The 22820-nt window shown below is 64.2% G+C and carries 21 protein-coding genes, 4 tRNA genes and 1 other RNA gene; 11 read left to right on the forward strand and 15 right to left on the reverse strand.

Annotated elements, in window-relative coordinates; genetic code table 11:
• The 8 genes from DWB85_RS07810 to DWB85_RS07845 form a co-directional block, all read right to left on the reverse strand.
• On the reverse strand, positions 1-451 hold a 451-nt coding region (locus DWB85_RS07810), incomplete at its 3' end, for a GTP-binding protein (RefSeq protein WP_117953823.1).
• A 79-nt stretch (positions 452-530) separates the two neighbouring features.
• Positions 531-606, reverse strand: a tRNA-Thr gene (locus DWB85_RS07815).
• A 17-nt stretch (positions 607-623) separates the two neighbouring features.
• Positions 624-697, reverse strand: a tRNA-Gly gene (locus tag DWB85_RS07820).
• 170 nt (positions 698-867) lie between these two features.
• A non-coding RNA gene (locus DWB85_RS07825) (RtT sRNA) lies at positions 868-997 on the reverse strand.
• 49 nt (positions 998-1046) lie between these two features.
• Positions 1047-1130: transfer RNA gene (locus DWB85_RS07830), tRNA-Tyr, on the reverse strand.
• Between the two features lie 172 nt (positions 1131-1302).
• Positions 1303-1378: transfer RNA gene (locus DWB85_RS07835), tRNA-Thr, on the reverse strand.
• 226 nt (positions 1379-1604) lie between these two features.
• The gene (locus tag DWB85_RS07840; RefSeq protein ID WP_117953667.1) at positions 1605-2537 is read right to left on the reverse strand and encodes a glycine-rich protein; all 933 of its coding nucleotides are present in this window, start codon (positions 2535-2537) and stop codon (positions 1605-1607) included.
• Between the two features lie 317 nt (positions 2538-2854).
• Positions 2855-3643 carry a hypothetical protein gene (locus DWB85_RS07845; RefSeq protein ID WP_133300583.1) on the reverse strand — a complete coding sequence of 263 codons (789 nt, stop codon included), beginning with the start codon at positions 3641-3643 and terminating at the stop codon, positions 2855-2857.
• A 229-nt stretch (positions 3644-3872) separates the two neighbouring features.
• Between DWB85_RS07845 and DWB85_RS07850 the strand changes: the two genes are divergently transcribed.
• The 3 genes from DWB85_RS07850 to DWB85_RS07860 are packed head-to-tail and all read left to right on the forward strand — an operon-like array spanning position 3873 to position 8010.
• Positions 3873-5258, forward strand: coding sequence for an ArnT family glycosyltransferase (locus DWB85_RS07850; RefSeq protein ID WP_162846055.1), 1386 nt, complete (start codon positions 3873-3875; stop codon positions 5256-5258).
• 36 nt (positions 5259-5294) lie between these two features.
• Positions 5295-6050: a Stf0 family sulfotransferase gene (locus DWB85_RS07855; RefSeq protein WP_117953670.1), complete on the forward strand. Its 756-nt coding sequence runs from the start codon at positions 5295-5297 to the stop codon at positions 6048-6050.
• Positions 6051-6060: 10 nt separating this feature from the next.
• Positions 6061-8010 carry an acyltransferase family protein gene (locus DWB85_RS07860; RefSeq protein ID WP_117953671.1) on the forward strand — a complete coding sequence of 650 codons (1950 nt, stop codon included), beginning with the start codon at positions 6061-6063 and terminating at the stop codon, positions 8008-8010.
• On the opposite strand, the gene DWB85_RS07865 is transcribed toward DWB85_RS07860, so the two are convergent.
• Positions 8000-8740, reverse strand: coding sequence for a type III pantothenate kinase (locus tag DWB85_RS07865; RefSeq protein ID WP_162846056.1), 741 nt, complete (start codon positions 8738-8740; stop codon positions 8000-8002). The two genes, DWB85_RS07860 and DWB85_RS07865, sit on opposite strands and share 11 nt — an antisense overlap.
• Positions 8737-9714 carry a bifunctional biotin--[acetyl-CoA-carboxylase] ligase/biotin operon repressor BirA gene (gene birA, locus DWB85_RS07870; RefSeq protein WP_117953673.1) on the reverse strand — a complete coding sequence of 326 codons (978 nt, stop codon included), beginning with the start codon at positions 9712-9714 and terminating at the stop codon, positions 8737-8739. The genes DWB85_RS07865 and birA overlap by 4 nt, the downstream gene beginning before the upstream one ends.
• A 116-nt stretch (positions 9715-9830) precedes the next feature.
• On the opposite strand from birA, the gene DWB85_RS07875 reads away from it, so the two are divergent.
• Together DWB85_RS07875 and DWB85_RS07880 are read left to right on the forward strand one after the other, a co-directional pair.
• On the forward strand, positions 9831-10175 hold the full coding sequence (locus DWB85_RS07875; RefSeq protein WP_117953674.1) for a hypothetical protein: 345 nt from the start codon (positions 9831-9833) through the stop codon (positions 10173-10175).
• A gap of 2 nt (positions 10176-10177) precedes the next feature.
• A complete protein-coding gene (locus tag DWB85_RS07880) occupies positions 10178-11740 on the forward strand; it encodes a cation:proton antiporter family protein (RefSeq protein ID WP_117953675.1) in 1563 nt (520 codons plus the stop codon).
• Positions 11741-11805: 65 nt separating this feature from the next.
• Here the strand turns inward: DWB85_RS07880 and DWB85_RS07885 are convergent, their stop codons facing one another.
• Entirely contained in the window at positions 11806-13047 is a 1242-nt protein-coding gene (locus tag DWB85_RS07885) for a sterol desaturase family protein (RefSeq protein ID WP_117953676.1), read from the reverse strand.
• A 157-nt stretch (positions 13048-13204) separates the two neighbouring features.
• Here DWB85_RS07885 and DWB85_RS07890 point away from each other — a divergent pair, with 157 nt between their 5' ends.
• Together DWB85_RS07890 and DWB85_RS07895 are read left to right on the forward strand one after the other, a co-directional pair.
• Positions 13205-14620 (forward strand): AlkA N-terminal domain-containing protein, encoded by a 1416-nt coding sequence (locus DWB85_RS07890; protein WP_117953677.1) that lies wholly within the window; start codon positions 13205-13207, stop codon positions 14618-14620.
• The gene (locus tag DWB85_RS07895; protein WP_117953678.1) at positions 14617-15081 is read left to right on the forward strand and encodes a methylated-DNA--[protein]-cysteine S-methyltransferase; all 465 of its coding nucleotides are present in this window, start codon (positions 14617-14619) and stop codon (positions 15079-15081) included. The genes DWB85_RS07890 and DWB85_RS07895 overlap by 4 nt, the downstream gene beginning before the upstream one ends.
• A gap of 206 nt (positions 15082-15287) precedes the next feature.
• On the opposite strand, the gene DWB85_RS07900 is transcribed toward DWB85_RS07895, so the two are convergent.
• The 3 genes from DWB85_RS07900 to cysQ form a co-directional block, all read right to left on the reverse strand.
• Positions 15288-16184: an MBL fold metallo-hydrolase gene (locus DWB85_RS07900; protein WP_117953679.1), complete on the reverse strand. Its 897-nt coding sequence runs from the start codon at positions 16182-16184 to the stop codon at positions 15288-15290.
• Positions 16185-16198: 14 nt separating this feature from the next.
• The gene (locus tag DWB85_RS07905) at positions 16199-16450 is read right to left on the reverse strand and encodes a YdcH family protein (RefSeq protein WP_117953680.1); all 252 of its coding nucleotides are present in this window, start codon (positions 16448-16450) and stop codon (positions 16199-16201) included.
• 95 nt (positions 16451-16545) lie between these two features.
• Positions 16546-17382 carry a 3'(2'),5'-bisphosphate nucleotidase CysQ gene (gene cysQ / locus DWB85_RS07910; protein ID WP_117953681.1) on the reverse strand — a complete coding sequence of 279 codons (837 nt, stop codon included), beginning with the start codon at positions 17380-17382 and terminating at the stop codon, positions 16546-16548.
• Positions 17383-17486: 104 nt separating this feature from the next.
• On the opposite strand from cysQ, the gene yrfG reads away from it, so the two are divergent.
• Both yrfG and hslR read left to right on the forward strand, forming a co-directional pair.
• Positions 17487-18149: a GMP/IMP nucleotidase gene (gene yrfG / locus DWB85_RS07915; protein ID WP_117953824.1), complete on the forward strand. Its 663-nt coding sequence runs from the start codon at positions 17487-17489 to the stop codon at positions 18147-18149.
• A gap of 115 nt (positions 18150-18264) precedes the next feature.
• Entirely contained in the window at positions 18265-18660 is a 396-nt protein-coding gene (hslR, locus tag DWB85_RS07920) for a ribosome-associated heat shock protein Hsp15 (RefSeq protein ID WP_117953682.1), read from the forward strand.
• On the opposite strand, the gene DWB85_RS07925 is transcribed toward hslR, so the two are convergent.
• Complete coding sequence (locus tag DWB85_RS07925) at positions 18644-19864, reverse strand: GGDEF domain-containing protein (protein WP_117953683.1); 1221 nt, start codon at positions 19862-19864, stop codon at positions 18644-18646. The genes hslR and DWB85_RS07925 overlap by 17 nt on opposite strands.
• Positions 19865-20009: 145 nt before the next feature.
• Between DWB85_RS07925 and DWB85_RS07930 the strand changes: the two genes are divergently transcribed.
• Positions 20010-20747, forward strand: a complete 738-nt coding sequence (locus DWB85_RS07930) for an SGNH/GDSL hydrolase family protein (RefSeq protein WP_117953684.1) — start codon at positions 20010-20012, stop codon at positions 20745-20747.
• 36 nt (positions 20748-20783) lie between these two features.
• On the forward strand, positions 20784-22796 hold the full coding sequence (gene dxs, locus DWB85_RS07935; protein ID WP_117953685.1) for a 1-deoxy-D-xylulose-5-phosphate synthase: 2013 nt from the start codon (positions 20784-20786) through the stop codon (positions 22794-22796).
• Positions 22797-22820 lie beyond the last annotated feature (24 nt).

Raw genomic sequence — 22820 nt, forward strand, 5'->3', positions numbered from 1 at the left:
CCGAATCGGCGCCGCCGCAGTCTTCCGCCAGCAGGTCAGCCTTGTTCAGGAATACCACGATGTAGGGTACGCCTACCTGGCGAGACAGCAGGATGTGCTCGCGGGTCTGGGGCATGGGGCCATCGGTGGCGCCACACACCAGGATGGCGCCGTCCATCTGCGCCGCACCGGTGATCATGTTCTTCACGTAGTCGGCGTGTCCGGGGCAGTCCACGTGGGCGTAGTGGCGCTCGGGAGAATCGTACTCAACGTGCGAGGTGGCGATGGTGATACCGCGCTCACGCTCTTCCGGTGCGTTGTCGATGCCGTCGAAGGCTACCGCTTCACCACCCCATACTTCAGCACACACCCGGGTCAGGGCCGCTGTCAGGGTAGTCTTACCGTGGTCAACGTGACCAATGGTGCCCACGTTGACGTGGGGCTTAGTACGTTCGAATGTTTCCTTTGCCATTACGACAATCTCCTATGACACCGGCCGTAGCCTTGCATTGAACCGCTTTAGTTAAAAACCACTTACCAAACTTCAGAAGTGGAGCTCATAACCGGACTTGAACCGGTGACCTCTTCCTTACCAAGGAAGTGCTCTACCGACTGAGCTATATGAGCCCTGAACCTCCTAACTCTGGAGCGGGTAGCGGGAATCGAACCCGCATCATCAGCTTGGAAGGCTGAGGTTCTACCATTGAACTATACCCGCGTACCGCTAAACTTTTGTTTGTGTATCAGCATGTTAGATACACTGAGAGGCATAAACCTCTCCACTTCAACCATATTCGGGCTTTGAGCCCTGGGTGGATCGCTCGCGGCTGCGCCGCATTGCCCCACCCATACCCGACCTTTGCTCAATCCAGCCCTGTGCCAAACTGTAGGCTCCGGGGGGTGGATGACTCGCGGCTGCGCCGCTCGCCCTCCGGGTCGCCGCCTCTGGCGGCGCTCGTCGCAGCTGCGCTGCTCCGTCGAACCACGTGGTTCAAATCCACCCCCTGATATCGGGGGCTTCGATAGTAGTCGCCGCCAAACTGGAGCAGCAAACCACCCTTTGTAAATGGTGGAGGGGGGTGGATTCGAACCACCGAAGCTTTCGCGTCAGATTTACAGTCTGATCCCTTTGGCCACTCGGGAACCCCTCCGGAAGGCGGCATATTGTCCGGATGCCCTCCATCAATGTCAACCGCTTCTTCCAATAAAATGATCGACTTACGCACACTTTCTGATCCAGCCCGCCAGCCGCCTGGCGAACAGCCAAAAACCCCGGAGAAGCGCTCTCCGGCCGCAGTAATTATGGAAAAAGCGGGGATGGAATGGAGCTGGCGAGAGGAATCGAACCCCCGACCGGCTGATTACAAATCAGCTGCTCTACCTACTGAGCTACGCCAGCCTGATCCAGACCTGTGAAGACGGTGTATATATAGAAGGAAGAATACCCTGCCTATATGCACCTGTCTCAACGGCCGGCAATTGTAGGGAAAGCCATGGGGGGATGCAATAGGCCACCGCTGCACAGGCACAAAAAAGGGCCTCTAAAAAGGGCCTCTTGAAAGGGCCTCTTGAAAGGGCCTCTTGAAAGGGCCTCTTGCGAGACCCTGGGAAACCTCCCAAAGCTATCAGCCCGCAAATTTGCGCCGCGCTACCGCCAGCAGGCCAAGAACCAGTACCGCGAGACCAGAAAACGGCATGACTGGAACAGGCTTCACAGCGGCGGCATCAACGGGGTCAACGGGGTCAACGGGGTCAACGGGGTCAACGGGGTCAACGGGGTCAACGGGGTCAACGGGGTCAACGGTGTAAGTCAATCTTACCTCGCCATCACCCAGGCGAACCCCGGGAGTCGTGGATCCGTTTACAACAGCGTCGATATAGGACGAACCACCGCCACCCCCGCGGCAGTTACCGCTGGCGGCCCCACCATACCAACCGCCGCCGCCACCATAGCCCTCACAGCCACAGCCCACGCCCGCGGTGGTCCCGCCAATGCCAAAGGCACCGCTGACAATGGGATTATTAAAAGACACACAGGTGCCATTACCGCTGCCGACCTGGGTACCGCCCTCGCCACCCGCGTTGGTGATATCTCGCGAACCGTTGCCCCCGGTCAGGCCACCGCCGACACCGCCGATAACAGGCTGCCCATTCCATTCACCGCCACCGCCGCCGCCGCCGGCAACCAGCACACGGTCATTGAGCGTATTTCCAGCCGTACGGACATCAGAGGCACCGCCACCGCCGGCGCCTGCGCTGTCGCCGGCGCCGCCGCCGTTGAAGCCACCGGCCTCGCCAACAGGCTGGCCGCCAACATAGATGTGCAACACATCCCCGGGCGTCACGGCCAGCTCACCGGTGGCGTAACCGCCCAGATTATCGCTGACCGGATCGCTCATCCCGCCCTGGGCGCCCCAGGCTTCAATCGTGATGGTGGTCACCCCACTGGGTACGACAAACGACTCGGCGGCGCCGGTATAGGTATAAGTGTCCGTCACCCCGAAGGCTGAACCGGCAACCAGTGCCAGGCCAGCGAGAAATCCCTGTGTACAGCGCATCGCGCAACTCCCTTTGCAGTTATTGGTAGAATTTTATCGGTACCTTACCTCAGTAGGTCGCGGGCTCAAACCTGCAACAGTTACAAATTCATACTCCGTGAGAAAAATTGGGGGATTATCACTTAAATAACACAACGGCAGGCTCATCCGGACGTCGGACAACCCGGTTGTTGTAGCATCCCGGGAGGCCGACTGGAGCGGCTCGGCGCTGAGACAGTGGCCTTTAACGACTCCGACACGCTGATCTGGATGACCGTGGCAATCAGGAGACAAAAAGCCCCGCATCCAGCGGGGCTTCAGTGGACTGCAACAGCTGGCTAATCGCCTTCGGGCTCATCCTCATCCTCGTCTTCGTCTTCGTCTTCGTCTTCGTCATCGTCCTTGCCCTTACCCTGGGAATTGCCGGGACCTTCATCGTCATCGTCCGCCGACTCTTCCCTGCGGATATTGACCTGGCTGGCGGCGTCGCCCACGACCAGCTCCGGCTCCAGGCTGGTGCCGAGATGGTTATTGAGGAACTCGGCCGCTTCTGGCGCCAGAGTCAGGCCGTAGCCCTTGAGTTTCAGCTTGCCTCCATCGCCGGCCACTTCTATGCCCGCCTCGCCCGGCAGCAGGAAATCGATACGATCGAAGAGGTTGTTATCCACCGAGGCCAGGGCGGTAATCACCGGCACATCGTTGGGGTCATCGGCATTGTTGGGGTCAATGTCATCGCTACCGTTGGGATCAAGGTCATCGGTACTGGTGGGATCAAGGGCCTCGATCCGCAGGTTCTCCAGGGTCACGACATTGATATCATTGGGATCGACCATATCCGGGCAGCTGATGGTAATGCCGCCCTTGTGCTCCACCTCGCCCAGCAGGGCACCGAGATCCAGGGCGCCACCGCCCACGGGGAAGCGGATACGCTCAGCGCCGGGCTTGACCACCGCCGGCTTTACCCGCTGCAGCTCGCAGCCTGCCGCTGCCAGCGCGTCCCGGGCCTCATCAGCCAGGACCAGCGATGTGCGCCCGCCCTTGATCTGTAAGGTCGGTGCCGCCATAGCCGCTATGGATACCACGCTGACCAGCACCGCCACACCACTGAGAATCGTTTTCATACTCACCACCAATTAATCCCTTTTCCATTTGCGCGTAGCCCTAGTGTCAGACATCAGCGCCGGCCTGTCCAATAGCATCCAGCTATGCACAGAAATTCCTTCTGGTTATATCTGGCTTGCGCCATTGGGCGCGCCATCACCGCCGGATAATTCCGCTTTTCGTCAGCCATGGCTGGCTATCAACTGGCCGAGCAATTATGGTAATCCGATTAAAAATCAGAGGCCTGGGAATCAATTGAATACTAGCAAAAAGCCCGCCCGGGGGCTGAGCGTCGCGGCCCTCGCCATTGTGGCCTGCGGGGCGCTGTTGCGGCTGGCCTACAACAGCGAGACCTTTTTTATCGACCCGGTGCAGGGGGATGCAGCCTACTACTACCAGTATGCGATCAACCTGGTCGAGCACGGTACCTTTTCAAAAGAGCGTAGCGACAATCCAACACCGGACAACTACTGGGCCCCCGGCTATCCGGCGTTTCTGGCGGCCAACCTGCAACTTGCGGGCTCCTTCAATGTGGAAGCCTATGACTGGATACTCCATAGCCAGGTCGCCGTGGCGGCCGGTGCCATATGGTTGCTGTTTTTACTGGGCCGGATGTTCATGCCGGGTTACTGGCCATTGCTGCCGGCAACCCTGCTGGCGTTTTCACCGCACCATGTCAGCCTGGGCTCCTACGCGCTGACAGAAACCCTGTTCGGCTTCACCCTCCTCGCCGCCATTTACTTTCTGGCCAGAGCACTGCTTTTGCAGAAAGCTGCTGACTACCTCATGTGCGGAGTCGCTCTCGCCACCTCCTACATGGTTAATCCGGTCTGCCTGGTGGTGGCACCGGCAGTCGCCCTGGGGCTGTGGCTGTTCCGCGCGCAAAGCAACGACGAGAGCGACCACCGCCTGAACCTCGGAAAGGCGAGCCTGTTACTGTTGCCGCTGGTAGTCACCGCGTCCCTGTGGTCACTGCGCTCAGCCATTGTGGTCCCGGAGGGCAGTTCCAGCAGCGGAGACCGTCTGCTGGCCAACCTGACCGTGGGCCTTTACCCCCACTACCATGAAAAGTGGAAGGCTTCAGTCCTCGACCCGGAGGCCGGCGTGGTAGTACCCGGCGCCGGCGTCTCCGACAGCTACGCCACGTTTTTTGCCGAGCTTGGCCAGAGATTCTCGGAAGCGCCAGTAGAGATGCTCACCTGGTATGCGACAGGCAAGCCTAATCAGTTGTGGCAGTGGAACTTGCTTACCGACCAGGGCGACATCTACTTCAATACGGTTTTATATTCCCTCTACCATATATCCACCCCGGCACTGGTCTCCTATTCGATCATGCACACCCTGCACCCCTGGCTGCTGATATGCAGCCTGCTGGGCGCGCTACTGGTCATCTGTGACAGATCAACACTGCCCAGCGTCACGCTACCCGTCATCACCTATGCCGCTGTGCTTGCCATAAGCGCGGTGTATGTCCTGACCCAGGCCGAGCCCCGTTATTCCGTGCCGCTGCGTCCGGAGCTGTACCTCACTGCCGTGTTCTTTATCTGGCAGGCCTGCGAGTACCTGAAAACGCTGCGCACACGGTCCCTGGCGCGACACCATGCCACAAAAACAGCAACGACAACGCCCGCCGCTGACTAGCAGGGCCAACTCAGGTAGTGTGAACAGGCCCTAGCCATGCCCAGCAGGTTTTTCATTCTCAGCGCACCGCGCACCGGCAGCACCCTGCTGGTCCGGACGCTCAACAGCATCGACGGTATCTGCTGTCACGGCGAGCTGTTCCTGCCGGGGCAGGTGCGCGGGCTGAGGGATGATTTCGACCCGCTCACCGCCAGCCCGGCCCAGCGCCAGGCCAGGTCAGAGCACTTGCTGCAGGCCCGCAACGCCGACCCGGCCGCCTTTCTGCGGGACGCCCTCGCGCGGCCGCAAGCGGCGGTGGGGCTGAAAATCATTTACCAGGATTTTCTCAACAGCCGCTGGCAGGCGGCACTGCGGGCGGCAATCGCCCGCCCCGATATTCGCTTTATCCACCTGCGCCGCCGCAATGCCCTGCGCCGCTATGTGTCGGAGCAGGTCATGCACGCCGGCGGCGCCATTCACTCGGACATGGGCGGCGGCAAAAACCGCCGGGTGGCAGTGGATATTTCACCGCAGGCCTTTGCCAGCCGCCAGCGGCAGCTCGAGCAGGAAGCGGAGCAGGTGCTGGCCATGCTCGGCGCCAGGCCGGTACTGGACATTGACTACGAGGACCTGGCCGATAATCTGCAGCCCACCATGGCCGGTATCTGCGACTTCCTCGGGATAGCAACACCGGCACAGGACGTCGAACCGGGGCTGCACAAGGTTGGCCAGCAGGACCTGTCCGTCGCAGTGCTGAACTACCAGGATCTGGTTGACAGTCCCCTGACCCGGCCCTTCACCCGGATGGACTGATGACGCAACCATGACCGGCTACCGCCCCGATATCGACGGCCTGCGCGCTTTTTCAATTATCGCGGTGGTGATTTACCACGCCTTCCCCGCCCTGCTGCCCGGCGGCTTTGTCGGTGTCGATGTGTTCTTTGTGATTTCCGGCTACCTGATCACCGGGATTATTGTCGACGGCCAGGCCCGGGGGGAGTTCTCCGCGCTGGAATTCTACCGCCGTCGCATCCAGCGCATTATTCCCGCGCTGCTGCTGGTCGTGACTTTCTGTCTGGTGGCGGGCTGGTGGCTGCTGTTGCCTGCCGAGTACACCGCCCTGGGCCGGCAGACGGCGGCCTCGGCGGTGTTCGCCCCCAACATTCTGTTCTGGACCGAGGCCGGTTACTTCGACACCGACAGCCGCCTCAAACCCCTGCTGCACCTCTGGTCCCTGGGGGTGGAGGAGCAGTTCTACCTGCTGTGGCCACTGCTCCTGTTGGTTGGGGCCCGACTGCAGCTACCAATCCTGTTGCTGGTATTGGGCCTGCTGGGCACGTCTTTCTGCCTCAACATCCTGGTGACCGGCGACCGGGCGGCGAGCTTCTTCCTGCCCCAGTTCCGGGCCTGGGAATTACTGCTGGGGGCGCTGCTGGCGATACCGGGAGCACGGGCCGGCTCCCGCCCGCCCGGCAATGGGCTGGCGCTGGCCGGACTGGTGCTGCTGCTTGCCGCCGTGCTGCTGATCAACCGGCAGGCGATCTTTCCCGGCTGGTGGGCGCTGCTGCCGACCCTGGGGGCGGCGCTGCTGATACTGTCCGCCCCTGGAACCGCGATCAACCGGCTGCTCGCCAGCCGCCCCCTGGTGTTCATCGGCAAGATCAGCTTCCCCCTCTACCTCTGGCACTGGCCGCTGCTGACCTTCTGCCGGATCATGGAGCAGGGCGAACCTGCAGCGGTGATTCGCCTGGGGGCGGTCCTGGTCAGCGCACTGCTGGCCTGGCTCAGCTACCGGCTGGTGGAACAGCGGCTGCGCTACCACCCGGGTCGTTTTACTCCGCTTTACTTACTGGCCGGCCTGTTTTCCCTCGGCCTCGCCGGCCTGGCGATCACCAGGCTGGAGGGGCTTCCCCAGCGCACTGCGGAATTCAATCAAGCCGCTGCGGTGTTCCAGTGGCCGGAACCCGGGCCGGGGCACCCCAGGCACTGCGACCTGGGCACGGCGGCCCCCGGCAAATGCCTGCACGACGGCAAGCCCGCTGGCATTGCCGTACTGGGAGACAGCCACAGCACCAATACCTTTTTCGCCCTGGCCCATCACTACCGGCACAGCAGTACCGGCGTCATCCGCCTCGGTGAAGGCGGCTGCCCGCCTTTATACGGCATAGAGATCATGGATTCCGGCAACCGCGACCACTGCCGCGAGGTCACCGCGGGCAATCTGGACTGGGCCAGCAACAATGCGGACATCACCACGGTGTTCCTGTCCTCCATGGGCCCCCCCTACCTGAACCAGCGCCTGGGCCGCTACCGCCTGCGCGACCCGGCGAAGCCGCAACGGCTGAGCAACAGTGAGAATTTCGCGGCGGGTCTGGATGCCGCCGTCAAACGGCTGACCGCGACGGGCAAGCAAGTGGTGCTGGTCATCGACTGGCCCGGCCTGGGCTTTCACCCCCAGGCCTGCGTTGATACCCGCCCCCTGCGGCTGACGCACTTCGAGCCCCGGCCCTGCGCCACCCCCGAAAAGCGCTACCGCGCACGCAGCCGCGCGTACCGCGAGATCGTTGAAACGGTATGGCGGAACAACCCGGGCACCTGGCTATGGGACACCGCGGCGGCATTCTGTGATCGAGGGAAGTGCCACGGCATGCAAAACGGCGAGATCCTCTATCGCGACCCGGGCCACCTGAGTATGGCCGGCTCCCGCTATCTCGGTGAGCGCCTGCAGCTGAAGCAAAGCGGCGACGGTAGCGCGCGCCTGATCAGCCCCTAGCCGACTCCGCCGCCAGCACCGCCAGGCCCTCGAATACCAGGTCGGGGACGTGAGTGCCGCCACGATCCAGCAGCTGCATCAGAGTCTCGCCGGCGCCGCCGCAAAAAAACAGCACCGGCGCGTCCCCGTCACCCTGGGCGAGGGCGGTGGCGATCGCCCCCACCTGGGCCAGGGCGATACCGTGGCGTACCGCTTCCGCGGTGGAGGTCCCGGGGGCCAGGCCATAGCTCACCTCCTCGTCAAAGCGCACCCGGTCCGTATCCAGCAGCAGGGCCCGCTCCATCAGCGCGGGCCCGGGGATGATATAGCCGCCCTCGTGCTGCCCGGCGGCGCTGACCAGGTCGATGGTCAGGGCCGAGCCGGCGTCGACCACACACAGCCGGTCCCGCGTATGCTGGCGCGCCCCCAGCATGGCCAGCCAGCGGTCCACCCCCATGCGCGCGGGCTCGGCATAGCTGTTGGCAACACCCCCGGCGCTATGGCCGCTGCGGGCAAACCAGGGGCTAATTCCGGTCCGTTGCTCGACCAGGGTGGCGAACTCGCGCTCAAACTGCGGGCCGGCCACGCTGGACACCCAGACGCTGGCCCCGACGTCGATCTTCTCCAGCAGCCGGGCTTTCGCCGCGTCATCATCGCGAACGAAGCGACCGCGGTCGCAGAGCTCGCCCCCCGCCAGCAGGCGCCACTTGACGCTGCTGTTGCCCACATCCAGTTGCAGGCACAGGCTCACGGGGCCGGCCTCAGGGAAATCTCGCCGCCGAAGATGGACTGGAAGCCGGTGGTAGTCTGCAGCTGCAGCGCGCCGCGCTCGTCCACGCCGCAGGCCTTGCCCGCCATCTTGTGGCTGCCGCTATGCAGCACCACGTCGACACCGGCAAAGGCGTCCAGGCCCTGCCATTCATCCCGCCAGGCCACAAACCCGGTTTTTTCGAAACTGGCCAGCATGGGCAGCAGCTCATCCAGCAGCGCCGCCAGCAGCGCATTGCGCGGGGGCGCCTGGCCGCCGCAGATGCGCGCCACGTCGGTCCAGGCCTGGTCGATTCCGGTGGCGGTAGCGCCGGGCATGTCCACGTTGAGGCCGATGCCCACCACCACCTGGCAGGCCCCGGCGGGGTCGCCGGTCATCTCCAGCAGGATGCCGCCGAACTTGGCGCCCCGGTACAAGAGGTCATTGGGCCACTTGAGCTGCACCGGCGGTACACCGCAGCTCGCCAGGGCCCGGGCCACCACCACGCCCACCGCCAGGCTCATCCCCTCGAGTACCGCCGCGCCCTGCTCATATTCCCAGACCGCCGACAGATACAGGTTGCGCCCGTAGGGGCTTACCCAGGTGCGCCCCCGGCGCCCGCGGCCGGCGCTCTGTTGCTCAGCGCTGCAGACATAGCCCGAGCCGCTGCCCGCGGCTATCTGCGCCATGGCCTCGGCGTTGGTGGAGCCAACAATGTCGCGCAGGTCCAGTGCCGACAGCAGTTGCCGGGACAGGGGCGACAGGCCGGGCAACACCCTGTCCGCAGCGAGCAGTTCGACCCCCCCGGGAATGCGGTAGCCCTGGCCCTTGACCGACTCGATCTGCAGCCCCAGTTCGTCCAGGTTCTTCAGCTGCTTCCACACCGCGGTGCGGCTGACACCGAGGGCGTCGGCCAGCGCCTGGCCCGACACGATGTCGCCGTTGGCAAGCAGGGGTAACAGGGAGGTATTGGCCATGGAAAACCTTGTATTTCAGGATTGGCTGCATCATAGCAGAAGCAAGGGACGGGGCAGCACCCTGACCGGCGCCAGTTAATGCTACATTGACCGATAAAAGTGGTACATTCCTCCCCATGCCAGATCACCTCATCGCCACCCTGCGCCTGCTCGCCGCCAGCCTGGTTACCCTGTCGGGTGCCGGTCGCGCGGCATCGCTGTGGTTTCGCGAGCTCGACGAGCAGGCCGTTACCGCGCTCATCCTGGGCGCGGTTTACCTGATCACCGGGCTGGGGCTGTTCGGGCAGTCGCGTTTTACCCTGTTCGTGGCCATTGCCCTGTGTACGACGGTCGCGTTTTATTCCCTTGGCAGTGGCGTAGCGCTGATGCCCTTACAGCAGGCGGGGCTGGCGCTGGATATCATCACCGTGCTGCTGTGCTCGCTGGTGCTCTGGCAGCTGCGCAGCAGGCCCGGTAACTGAATATGCTCGACCCTCTCATCATCCTCATTGCCCTCGCCTGCGGACTGGCCAGCCGCGCACTGGGCCTGCCCGCCCTGATCGGCTACCTGGCGGCGGGCTTCATCCTTCACGAAACCGATATCCAGGCCGGCAACCTGCTGCACTCACTGGCCGACCTGGGGGTTACCCTGCTGCTGTTTACCATCGGTCTCAAGCTCAACCCGGCGGAGCTGCTCAAGGTCAGGGTCTGGGGCACCACCATTATCCACATGGCGGCCATGCAGCTGTTTTTCATGGGCCTGCTGTGGCTCGCCGGGCTACTGCTGCCGGGGCTGGGGCTGTCGCTGAACGAGTGGCTGGTGATCGCCTTCGCCCTGACCTTCTCCAGCACCGTGTTCGTTATCCAGGTCCTGCAGGAACGCGGCGAGATGTCCTCGCGGCACGCCAACCTGGCCATCGGCATCCTGGTGATACAGGACCTGGCGGCGGTGCTGTTCCTCTCCGCCACCAAGGGCACCGTACCGCCACCGGAGGCCCTGGCGCTGCTGCTGCTCTGGCCCCTGCGCCAGCCCATTACCCGGTTGATGGAGAAAGCCGGCCACGGCGAGTTGTTCACCCTGTTCGGCCTGGCCCTGGCCCTGGGCGGCGCGGCCCTGTTTGAAGCGGTGGACATCAAGGGCGACCTGGGTGCGCTGGTCATCGGCGGCCTGCTCGCCGGCACCCAGAAATCCAAGGAGCTGTACCGCAACCTGATGAACTTCAAAGACCTGTTCCTGGTGGGCTTTTTCCTCACCATCGGCCTGGACGGCTGGCCGCGGCAGGAGGTACTGATACTCGCCCTGGCGCTGGGCGCGCTGGCCTCGGTGAAGGTGTTGTTGTATTTCCCGCTGATGACCCTGTTCCACACCGCGCCGCGGACCGCCCTGCTCAGTGCCAGCATGATGGGTAATTTCAGCGAGTTCGGCCTGGTGGTGGTTGCCGTCGCCGCCGGGGCCGGCTGGATTGGCAGCGAGTGGGCCGGGGCCATCTCGCTGGCCATTGCCACCAGTTTTGTCCTTTCCTCGCCGCTGAGTAAACGCGCCCACCAGCTGTACCGCCGCTATCACGACTTCTGGCTGCGCTTTGAATCCCGCACGGTGCAGGCCAGTCGGCCCGACACCCGCGGCGCGCGGATTATCGTGCTGGGCCTGGGTAATATCGGTACCGGCGCTTACGATGCCATCGCCGAGGCCCACGGCTATGAAGTGCTGGGCGTGGACCTCAACGAACGCAAGCTGGGGGAGCATACCCGCAAACACCGGCGGGTGGTGACTGCCGACGCCTCCGACCCGGACTTCTGGCACCAGGTCAAACTCGGGGAAGTGGAACTGGTGCTGCTGGCCCTGACCCACCACCAGGAGAACATGCTGGTGGGCGCCCTGCTCCGGGACCTGGGTTACAGCGGGCGCATTGCCGCCGTGGTGCGTTTCGCCGAGGAGGCGCGGGAGCTGGAAAAGCACGGTTTCTCCACCTTCAACCTCTACGCCCAGGCCGGCGCCGGTTTCGCCGAACACGCGGTGGCGCAATTGCCCCACCGGGAACTTTAAATGGCGCTGAAACCCTGGAGCGCTTGGCCGCCCGCTTGCTGGCCTATTGCCGGGATGATGCTGGACTAAGGGACAGCGGCAGGCGCCACTGCTTCCCCGGGCACCTGGACACTCGCGGACAGCTGTCGCAGGAAGCCGATATTGAATACCACATACAGCACGCCAACAGCGACCAGGCCTGGGGCCGCCCCGCCCTGCAGGGCCAACGCCAGCAACACCCCCAGCCCCCCCAGCCGCAGCCACTCCCAGCGGACGACCGCATCCGCAGTCCGCGCTTCCAGCCAGAACGTCGTGGTCATGGTAGTGGCGAGCAGCAGGGCCCAGCAGGCCACGCCGGACCAGTAGCCGAGCCCGGTCGCCTGCATCCAGCCGAGGAAAGCCACTGCAACCACCAGCTGGAAGAAGCTGTACCAGGCCACCAGCGCCGGCACCGCAGGGTTGTACTTTGCAAAGGTCGACAGGTCGTTCTTGTGCCGGGGCGCCACATCCGCCGGCTGCCAGCCAGTGCGTGCCACCCAGACCCGCAGCTTGTCGCGCCAGCGCCGGGTGTGCCAGCTGTCGCTGATCATGTCCGCGTAGACATGGGTCAGGGCGTGCCAGGGATTGAAGCTGCGCAGGGGGCCGCGAATGCCAAAAATCACCGGCTCCTCGTCCAGTTCCTCCTGGAAGGTGCCAAACAGCCGGTCCCAGAGAATAAACACACCGCCGTAATTGCGATCCATGTAGATGTCGTTCTGGGCGTGGTGCACCCGGTGGTTGGAGGGGGTGATGAATAGCCACTCGTACCAGCCGAGCTTGGGCAGGTGCTCGGTATGCACCCAGAACTGGTACAGCAGGTTCAGCGAGCCCACCGTCACCACCACTTCCGCCGGAATGCCGAGCACAAACAGGGGAATGTAGAAAATCCAGCTGAGCAGGAAGCCAGTGCTGGTCTGGCGCAGGGCGGTGGTGAGGTTGTATTCCTCGCTCTGGTGGTGGGCCACGTGGGCCGCCCACAGAATGCTGCGCTCGTGGCCCAGGCGGTGCAGCCAGTAGTAGCAGAAGTCATAGAGCACAAAGGCCAGCAGCCAGGTCCACCAGGCGGTGCTGTCCAGTTGCGGCATGGACCAATACTCGCTGACCAGGTGATAGACATAGCCGCCCACCCCGAGGGTAATGAAGCGCCGGGCCTGGCTGAGCACGCCCAGGAACAGGCTGCTCACCGAGTCATTGAGACGGTAGGTATTGCGCCCCCGATACACACCGTAGACCAGCTCCACCAGCATGGCGAGGAGGAAAAACGGCACGGCGTAAACCACTAAGTCCATAACACTCCAGCTACTGCGGCCAGTCGAGCATCGGGGGCAGGCTGGCACTTGTTCGCATAAGCGGAATATTCTAATACCAGCGGCGGATAATTACAGCTGCACAATCCAGGGCCGATTGTGGCTAGTGCGAGGCGGCGGCCAGGGCTATAGTGCGCCCATGAGCAGCCATCACAACAGCGCCAAACAACTCGACCCGGAGCTCTGCCGCCGGGCCAGGCTGGCCCGCGACCGGCGCTTTGACGGTGAATTTTTCCTGGCGGTGAAAACCACGGGCATATATTGCCGGCCGATCTGCCCCGCCCGCCTGCCAGCGGAGAAGAACGTCCGTTACTTCCGCCTCGCCTCCCAGGCGGCGGCGGCCGGTTACCGGCCCTGCCTGCGCTGCCGCCCCGAGTCCGCCCCCGGCAGCCCCGCCTGGCGGGGCACCTCCACCACGGTGGCGAGAGCCCTCAGGCTTATCGAGGAAGGGGCGCTGGCCGACGGCAATCTGGCCGACCTGGCCGCACGGCTGGGCATCGGCGAGCGCTACCTGCGCAAGCTGTTCCAGCAGGAACTGGGCGTATCGCCGCAGGCGGTGGCCCTCAACCAGCGGCTGCTGTTTGCCAACAAGCTCCTCGCCGAGACCGCCCTGCCCCTGACCGAAGTGGCCTTTGCCGCGGGCTTCGGCAGCGTGCGCCGCTTCAACAGTGCGGTAAAAGCCCACTTCGGACTGACCCCCGGCGACCTGCGCGGCAGGAAGAAACAGCCACCGGAGGCCGGCATCCGCCTGCAGCTGCAGTACCGTCCCCCCTACGACTGGCCGGGGGTGGTCGACTTTCTCGCCCACCACGCGGTGGCGGGCGTGGAGGAAGTGACGGAGAACCACTATCGCCGACAGTTTCGCACCGCGGCGGGCCCGGGCTGGCTGCAGGTGAGCCCCCTGCCCGGCAAAAATGCCCTGGAATTGCAGCTGCAAGTGGCCGACAACAGCCAGTTGCTGGGCCTGGTGGTGCAGCTGCGGCGCATGTTCGACCTGGACGCCAACCCCGCGCAAATTACCGCCCGCCTGCAGGGCGACCCGGCGCTGGCACCGCTGGCTGAGAAATCGCCGGGGGCGCGCTCACCGGGCCACTGGAGCCTGTACGAAGCCGCGGTGCGGGCCATTGTCGGCCAGCAGGTGAGCACCGCGGCGGCCCGCACCGTGCTCTCGCGGCTGGCCGCGGCCTGCGCCGGGGACGGTGTGACTGGCTTTCCCGCGGCGGCCGATATCGCCGCCCTGCCAGACCAGCATTTCCCCATGCCCGCACGCCGGCGGGAGACCCTGCGCAGCCTGTGCCGGCACTTTGCCGGCCGCGAGGAGCAGCTGGACCTGGAAGCGCTGGCGGCACTGAAGGGCGTTGGCCCCTGGACCGTGGCCATGGTCGCGGTGCGCGGCGCCGGCGACCCGGACGTATTTCCCGCCGGTGACCTGGGGCTGGAACGCAGCTGGGCCGCCCTGGCCGGCAGCGCGGGCACACTCAAGGACGCGGCGCAACACTGGCGCCCCTGGCGCTCCTACGCCGCCAATCTGCTCTGGAGGAATTACAGCCCATGAATTACCAGTACCTGGACAGCCCCGTGGGCCGCTTGCGGCTGGTCTCCGACGGCCAGCACCTGACTGCCATCGAATGGCAAAACCTGCAACCCGCCGAACCCGCGGGCGAGGAGCGGCGCGACCCGGTGCTCGCAGCCTGTGCCCGCCAGCTCGGGGAGTACTTCGCCGGCGAGCGGCGCAACTTCGACCTGCCGCTGTCAGCGGCGGGTACCGCGTTCCAGCGCAGCGTGTGGGCGGCCCTGGCCACCATCCCCTACGGCGAGCTGCGCAGCTACCGGGATATAGCCTGTGCGCTGGACAAGCCCAAAGCCGTGCGCGCCGTGGGCGCCGCCAACGGACGCAACCCGCTGCCGATTGTGGTGCCCTGTCACCGGGTGATTGGCAGCGATGGTTCGCTGACCGGCTTTGCCGGGGGGCTGGAGGCGAAGAAAATATTGCTGCGGCTGGAAGGGGCGATTTAGCTCCACTCGTTATCTTCGCGACTTTAACTCCCCCTCGTTATTCCGCAGCGCTTTGTCATTCCGCAGCGCTTTGTCATTCCGCAGCTCTTTGTCATTCCGGCGAACGCCGGAATCCATAATAACTATCAGTCAGTGCGATTCTCTGCCAGGTGGATCCCGGCGTTCGCCGGGATGACTGAGTAGGGCCGGGATGACCCTGGTTCAGCTCACAGCCCCGCCGTCACCGTGCGTATCCAGAACGCTTCCTTGATAAAGCCCTGGCCGTAGGGCGCGAAGTCCGCCCCCAGGCCCTTGGCTATCACTTCGTCCACTGTCTTGCCGGCCTCCAGCCGGGCGCTGATCTCGCTCACCGAGGCCTTGATGGCATTGATCCAGGCCTGGTATTCCTGTTTATTTTTCACCGTCCTGGCATGCCCGGGCACGATGATGGTGTCGTCGTCGATCATCGCCAGCACCTGCTCCACGTTGCCGATGTAGCCCTGCACATCACCGCCGGAGTCCAGGTCGACAAAGGGGAAGGCGCCGGCGAAGTACAGGTCGCCCACGTGGACCACGTTCTGTGCGGTGAAGAACATCACCGAGTCGCCGTCGGTGTGGCCGTGGGGGAAGTGCTGCACCTGGATGACATCGCCGTTGAAACGCAGCGCGATGGAGTCGGCGTAGGTGACCACCGGCAGGGCAATGGCGGGGCTGGGCTCAACCACCGAGCCCAGGGCCGGCATGTCCTGGCGGGTGCTCATGCGCTGGTAGATATTCTCGTGGGCCATGACCAGCGCCCCCTGCTCCGCCCAGAAGCCGTTGTTGCCGGTGTGGTCATTGTGCCAGTGGGTGTTGAGCATAAACCGGGGAGCGCCTGCCGCGGCGTCGATTTTCTTCAGGGCGGCGGCGTAGGCCGCGGACCAGGCCGGGTAGTCGTTGTCCACCAGCAATACGCCGTCCTCACCCACCGAGGCGACCACCCGTCCGCCCTGTCCGGCCAGCATGTACAGCGGACCCTTGATCGGGGTGATTGTAACCGTCCTGGCCTGTTCATCCGCCGCCAGGCACACACTGGCTGCCAGCGTCATGGCGAGGCCGGCTACTAGGGAGAGAGTCTTGTTCATGCTTGCTTCCTGGTTCAGGCGTTGAGGTCGGGGATCATCTCGTCTTTCAGGTGCTCGATGGCGTCCTTGAGGCGCAGCTTCTCCTTTTTCAGGCGCTGCAGCAGAATCTGGTTCTGGTAGGGGTGCTGGTGCATCTCGTGGATACGGCTGTCCAGGGCCCGGTGCTGGGTCTGCAAGTCCAGCAGGCGCATGGCCGGGGTCATCACCTCGTTGGCGGCCTCCTGGCCGTTGTCCCCGGTATCGCCTGTGTTGCTGGTGTCGGTCATGCAGTCATTAATCTACAGCGAGCTGGATTAGATCAGAATGCAACACTATACCCAGTTGCAGTAGCGGCACAAGCATTCTTCTGCTGCCGCCGACCTCAGTCCGCTTCCCGCGCCAGCAATTGCTGCCAGATCGCATGACCCGGGTCGGCGATGGCGAGAAAATGGGGGCTTAACAGGGTATCGCGCTGGTTGTAGCGCAGGGGCTCACCATCGAGCCCCAGCAGGGCGCCGCCGGCGGCCTCCAGCAGGGCCTGCCCCGCCGCCGTGTCCCACTCGCAGCAGGGCGAGTAGCGGGGATAGAAGTCGCCCTCCCCCGCCGCCAGCTGGCAGAACTTGAGCGCGCTGCCGCTGTTGTCCCGCTCCAGGTCGCCCCACTCCTGCTCCAGCCAGTCCAGGGAGGACTGCAGCCGCGGACCGCGGTGGCGGCGGCTGGCGAGAATGGTCATCGCGTTTCCATCTTCCAGGGGCCGGGCGGCCAGCTCGACAGCGTGCCAGTCCGGGGCGACATATTTGCGCGCGAACTGGCCGGGAATACCGACATAGGCCTCGCCGGCGAGCGGCAGGTAGATAACTCCCAGTACCGGCGCATGGTCATCGACCAGGGCAATGTTGATAGTGAATTCACCGGTGCGGGCGAGGAACTCCCTGGTGCCGTCCAGCGGGTCCACCAGCCAGAATACCGGCCAGTCGCTGCGCCGGGCCTTGTCCGCCTCGCTGGATTCCTCCGACAGCACCGGCAGCTCGGGAGTCATTGCCGCCAGGCCATCGACCAGAATGTGGTGGGACTCGATATCCGCCCGGGTAAGCGGCGACTCGTCGCCCTTGGCCTGGTACTCGTCCGCCCCCGGGGCGTGGTAGTGATCGCAGATAGCCTGCCCCGCCTGGCGGCAGAGCGCCAGCAGCGGCTGGACCAGACCCGGTAAATCGCGCACGTCAGCTCCTCTGAAAAGCCGCGCATTATACGCCCTGTGGTGACAGGATGCGCGCCGCCGCCGGACAGGGCATAATCTGCCTTCCCCGTGAACCCGGCCACCGCATGATTGACTGGAACAGCATCGACACTGTACTGCTGGACATGGACGGCACCCTGCTGGACCTGCATTTCGATAATTATTTCTGGATGCAGCACATCCCTGAGGTCTACGCCAGCACCCACGGCCTCAGCCCGGAGGAGTCCAGCGAGCGCCTGCACACGGCCTTCAGCATCGACCAGGGCAGCCTCGAGTGGTACTCCCTGGACTACTGGTCAGAGCGCCTGCAGCTGGATATTCCCGCCATCAAGCGGGAACTGCGGCACATGGTGAACGTGCGCCCCCACGCGGTGGAATTCCTCAGCCGGCTGCACGCCTCGCACCGGGACGTGGTGATGGTGACCAATGCCCACCGCAAGACCCTGGACATCAAGATGGATTACATCGACATTACCGGCTGGTTCGACCGGGTGGTGGTGTCGCACGAGTTGAACGCACCCAAGGAAGCCCAGGCCTTCTGGCACAGCCTGCAGCAGCTGCACCCCTTCGCCCCGGAAAAGACCCTGCTGATTGACGATACCGAGCGGGTGCTGGAGTCGGCCCGGGAGTATGGCATCGCCCATCTGCTGACCCTGCTGCAGCCCGACAGCCAGCGGCAAAAGCGCATCGACACCCTGTTTCCGGGCATCCACCACTTCGATGAGATCATGCCGGAGGAACAGCCTTGAGCGAGGAACAGCCATGAGCGAGGAACAGCCATGAGCCGGAGTAAGCCATGAGCCAGAGTAAGCCATGAGCCAGAGTAAGCCATGAGCCGGAGTAAGCCATGAGCCGGAGCAAGCCGTGAGCGAATTTCAGGGCGACAAACTGCGCCTGGACAAGTGGCTGTGGGCGGCCCGCTTCTTCAAGACCCGCAGCCTGGCCAAGGCCGCCATCGAGGGCGGCAAGGTCCACCTCGGAGGGCAGCGGGTGAAAGTCTCCAGGGAGATTGCCGTCGGCGACACCCTGCAGATCCGCCAGGGCTGGGACGAAAAAGTGATTGAAATCAAGGCCCTGTCCGACCAACGCCGGGGCGCGCCCGAGGCCCGGCTGCTGTACGAGGAGAGCGCGGCCAGTATCCAGAAACGGGAGTCAGAGGCCGCCGCGCGCAAGGCCGCCGGCGGCATGATCGACCGCCCGGAGCGCCGGCCGACCAAGAAGCAGCGACGGCAGATTCACCGCTTCAAGCAGGGGCAGTGAGGGGCCGCGCCACCACAATCCGGTTCCTGCCCGCCTTCTTGGCTTCATACAGCGCATTGTCCGCCCGGGAAATCACTTCCGAGGGCAGCACATCGCCTTCCGGCTGGACCGTCACCACGCCCTGACTGACGGTAATGTGGGGCGCCGCCGAGGAGGTCTCGTGGGTGATCTTTTCCTGCTCCACCAGTTCTTTCAGGCGGTGGGCGGTGCGCAGCGCCGACTCCTGGGACGCACCGGGCAGCACCAGGATAAATTCCTCGCCGCCATAGCGGGCCACCACTTCACCGGCCCGGGCGGTGGCGCGCTGCATCACATCCGCCAGCCGCTGCAGTACCTTGTCCCCCGCCGGGTGACCGTAGGTGTCGTTGTAGTTCTTGAAGTAGTCCACATCCAGCAGGATCACCGACAGGCAGGCACCGCTGCGCCGGGCCCGGTTGATCTCGTCCTTGAGGGCGCTGTTCACCAGCCGGCGATTACCCAGGCCGGTAAGTTCGTCCACGTTGGCCAGGTCAGTGAGCTGGCGCCGGGCATCGCGCAACTGGCGGTTCCGGTCGCGCAGGGAGTTGGTCAAGTCGCCCAGCTCCTGGGCCATGGTTTCCCGCTCCCAGTTCAGCGCGATCATGTTGCGGAAAGAGCGGTACACCCGGTCCGACACCACCACCAGCACGGCGCAAAAGGCCAGCAGCGACAGCCCGATAACCAGGTTGTATGGCTGCTCCCAGTAATGGGCCAGGCTCCACCAGGCGATCGGCCAGATGGCACAGAACAGGTAGGCGATAAAGTACTCGCGGATAATCACCGAGAAACCCAGCGAGATCGCGGTAATCATCAGGATCAGCAGCAGGAAGGTGTACTGCATGGTAATGGGCACGTAATGGGCGGCAAAGATATACACCGCCGACCACACCGCCCCGGTGGCGGCCGCCCCCAGCACCAGCTTGAAGTACACCGCGCCCGGGCGGGTGAGGTAGCTGCGGTTGACCAGCGCATTGCTCATTTGCAGGGAGCGCAGCAGCAGCAGGATAAGGAATGCCGCCGCCCACAGCAGGATGGTGGTGATCTCCAGGAAGGGCCAGAAAATGGCCATGGTGGCCGCCACGCCGATCAGGTGCGAGGTCACCGTCGCCAGCTGCCCATTCTGCATGAGCATCTCAAGCTGGGCGGCGAACAGCTCCTCCCGGGGAATGTGGCGCTGGTAAATCATCCACTTATCCTACATCTCACCCCGCAAAATCATACACTTACCAACAGAAGCTGCGACCTGGGTCACACCCTGAATGGGTCATTTATTGCTCAATGTGACTGTTTCAGCGACACTGGGGCAAAACAAAAGGGGACAGGACCTTCCTGTGATTTCCTGGCGAACACTGCGCATCACCTGCCTGGTGCTGCTGCTGATACCGGTTGTGCACCTGGTCTACCTGGTGTCACGGGATACTGTGGCCACCCTCAACAGTTCGCCCGATGCCTGGGCGGCAGAGGTCGACGCCTACGCCCGCAAGGACCGGGCCAGCAAGCTGCCGGACCAGCCCGTGGTGGTGGTGGGCGGACGCCGGGTAAAGCTGTGGCGCGGCCTGGAAGACCTGCTGGCTCCCCAGCCGGTACTGATGCGCGGACTCGGCGATGCCACTGTGGATGACCTTATACACAACTACGAACGGCTGATCGGCTTTTACCGCCCGGGGGCGGTGGTCCTGCTGCCCAGCAGCAGCGAATTCCGCATTCGCGCTAACAAAACGGCCGAGAACCTGGCCCAGGGCATCGAGGAACTGGTGGAATTGAATCGCTATCACGCGGCGGACAGCACCTTCTATGTAATCACTCCGCTGAAAACCCCCCTGTACGCAGCCGACGACCGAACCGTGGAGGAAACCACCCGCCTGCTGCATGACTGGGCCGCCTCCCTGGAGCAGGTGAAAATCCTGGACGCCAACCGCCTGCTGGTGAAGCCAGACGGCCGCCCCAACCCGGCCTACTACCGGGCCGACGGCATCAACCTCAACGAACACGGCTATCTGCGCCTCTCGGTGCTGCTGCAGACCGCCCTGGACGGCGCGGCAGAAACCCTCAATATGTCCAAAAGCTGAGGCCACATGCGCCCGGATATGGGATAGAATTGGCCCATGTTTTCGGAAATCCCCACCTCACAGCCAGTTACGCCGCTGCTGACCGCCATTGACCAGGGCCGCAGCCTGCACGCGCTGGACAGCGACGAGCTGCTGCAGCTGGCGGACGAGCTGCGGGCCTACCTGCTGTACAGCGTGGGCCAGTCCGGCGGGCACTTTGGCGCCGGCCTCGGCGTGGTGGAGCTCACCATCGCCCTGCACCACGTGTTCAACACCCCGGAAGACCGCATCGTGTGGGACGTGGGCCACCAGACCTACCCGCACAAGATCCTCACCGGCCGCATGCAGCAGATGCACAGCATGCGCCAGGCGGGCGGGCTTTCCGGCTTTCCCAAGCGCTCCGAAAGCGACTACGACACCTTTGGCGTCGGCCACTCCTCCACCAGCATTTCCGCCGCCATGGGCATGGCCCTGGCCGCCCGCCAGCAGGGCAGCGAGCGCAAGACCGTGGCGGTCATCGGCGACGGCGCCATCACCGGCGGCATGGCCTTCGAGGCCCTGGCCCACGCCGGCCACGAACGCCCCAACATGCTGGTCATCCTCAACGACAACCAGATGTCCATCGGCCACAACACCGGCGGTATGGCCAACTACTTCGCCAAAATCTGGGCCACCAAGACCTACCTGGGCATGCGCGAGCGCTCCAAGAGCCTGCTGCAGAAGTTCAGCTTTCTCTGGGAATGGGCCAAGCGCACCGAAGAGCACATGAAAGGCATGGTGGCCCCCAGCACCCTCTTCGAGGAGCTGGGTTTTCACTACATCGGCCCGCTGGATGGCCACGACCTGCCGCAGCTGGTTAAAACCCTGGAAAACATGAAGGACCTGGAGGGCCCCCAGTTCCTCCACATCCGCACCGTGAAGGGCAAGGGCTTTGCCCCCGCCGAGGAAGACCCGGTGGGCTATCACGCCCTGAACAAGGTGGAACCCAAGCCCAAAGGCCCGCAGGCCCCCGAGCCCGCCCAACCGAAAGCGCCCAAGTACCAGGACGTATTCGGCCAGTGGCTGTGCGACATGGCGGAGCAGGATGAGCGCCTGGTGGGCATCACCCCCGCCATGTGCGAAGGCTCCGGCATGGTCGACTTCGCCCGCCGCTTCCCCGACCGCTACTACGATGTGGCGATCGCCGAACAACACGCCGTCACCCTGGCCGCCGGCATGGCCTGCGACGGCCTCAAGCCGGTGGTGGCCATCTACTCCACCTTCCTGCAGCGCGGCTATGACCAGCTGATTCACGACGTAGCCCTGCAAAACCTGGACGTGACCTTCGGCATCGACCGTGCAGGCCTGGTCGGCCAGGACGGCCCCACCCACCACGGCGCCTTCGACTTAAGCTACCTGCGCTGCGTCCCCAACATGGTGATTGGCGCGCCGAGCGACGAGAGCGAGTGCCGGCAGATGCTGTATACGGCGTTTCAGCACCCGGGGCCGGCCGCGGTGAGGTACCCCCGGGGAACCGGCACCGGCGCACACATTTCCGCGGAAATGGCTTCGATGGAAATAGGCAAGTCCGTCACCCTCCGCGAGGGCACCCGGGTCGCCATTCTCAACTTCGGCACCCTGCTGCCCGCGGCAACAGAGGCCGCGGAAACGCTGGGCGCCACCCTGGTGGATATGCGCTGGGTCAAGCCGCTGGATGAAGCCCGCGTGGCCGAGCTGGCGCAGTCCCACGACTTACTGGTTACAGTAGAGGAAAACGCGATTGCCGGCGGTGCCGGTGCAGCGGTAAGCGAGCTTCTCTCACGGGAGAACCTGCACACCCATGTACTGCACCTGGGTATACCCGATGAGTACATTGAGCACGGGGAGCATAAAGCCCAGCTGGCGGCCCTGGGGCTGGATGGCCAGGGAATAACCGCGGCGGTTAACGCCCGCCTGGCGCAACTTCCGCTGGCTCCAGCCCCCACCCAGGCATCAGCCAAGTCACAGACTTCTGCCCAACAAACGACCGCAGATGCGCCACCGCCCCACCCCACCGTCATTCCGGCGAAAGCCGGAATCCAGCGGCCCTGAAGCACACTCCGGCCACCCCAACCC

Source organism: Seongchinamella sediminis (assembly GCF_003457605.1).
Taxonomy (GTDB): domain Bacteria; phylum Pseudomonadota; class Gammaproteobacteria; order Pseudomonadales; family Halieaceae; genus Halioglobus; species Halioglobus sediminis.

What these genes read in the sequence shown, in the direction of transcription:
- dxs (WP_117953685.1), top strand. Translation starts at nt 20,784, where the DNA reads ATGTTTTCGGAAATCCCCACCTCACAGCCAGTTACGCCGCTGCTGACC.
- yrfG (WP_117953824.1), top strand. Translation starts at nt 17,487, where the DNA reads ATGATTGACTGGAACAGCATCGACACTGTACTGCTGGACATGGACGGC.
- birA (WP_117953673.1), bottom strand. Translation starts at nt 9,714, where the DNA reads ATGGCCAATACCTCCCTGTTACCCCTGCTTGCCAACGGCGACATCGTG.
- DWB85_RS07855 (WP_117953670.1), top strand. Translation starts at nt 5,295, where the DNA reads ATGCCCAGCAGGTTTTTCATTCTCAGCGCACCGCGCACCGGCAGCACC.
- DWB85_RS07860 (WP_117953671.1), top strand. Translation starts at nt 6,061, where the DNA reads ATGACCGGCTACCGCCCCGATATCGACGGCCTGCGCGCTTTTTCAATT.
- DWB85_RS07925 (WP_117953683.1), bottom strand. Translation starts at nt 19,864, where the DNA reads ATGATTTACCAGCGCCACATTCCCCGGGAGGAGCTGTTCGCCGCCCAG.
- DWB85_RS07900 (WP_117953679.1), bottom strand. Translation starts at nt 16,184, where the DNA reads ATGAACAAGACTCTCTCCCTAGTAGCCGGCCTCGCCATGACGCTGGCA.
- DWB85_RS07840 (WP_117953667.1), bottom strand. Translation starts at nt 2,537, where the DNA reads ATGCGCTGTACACAGGGATTTCTCGCTGGCCTGGCACTGGTTGCCGGT.
- DWB85_RS07895 (WP_117953678.1), top strand. Translation starts at nt 14,617, where the DNA reads ATGAATTACCAGTACCTGGACAGCCCCGTGGGCCGCTTGCGGCTGGTC.
- DWB85_RS07880 (WP_117953675.1), top strand. Translation starts at nt 10,178, where the DNA reads ATGCTCGACCCTCTCATCATCCTCATTGCCCTCGCCTGCGGACTGGCC.
- DWB85_RS07905 (WP_117953680.1), bottom strand. Translation starts at nt 16,450, where the DNA reads ATGACCGACACCAGCAACACAGGCGATACCGGGGACAACGGCCAGGAG.
- DWB85_RS07890 (WP_117953677.1), top strand. Translation starts at nt 13,205, where the DNA reads ATGAGCAGCCATCACAACAGCGCCAAACAACTCGACCCGGAGCTCTGC.
- DWB85_RS07885 (WP_117953676.1), bottom strand. Translation starts at nt 13,047, where the DNA reads ATGGACTTAGTGGTTTACGCCGTGCCGTTTTTCCTCCTCGCCATGCTG.
- DWB85_RS07875 (WP_117953674.1), top strand. Translation starts at nt 9,831, where the DNA reads ATGCCAGATCACCTCATCGCCACCCTGCGCCTGCTCGCCGCCAGCCTG.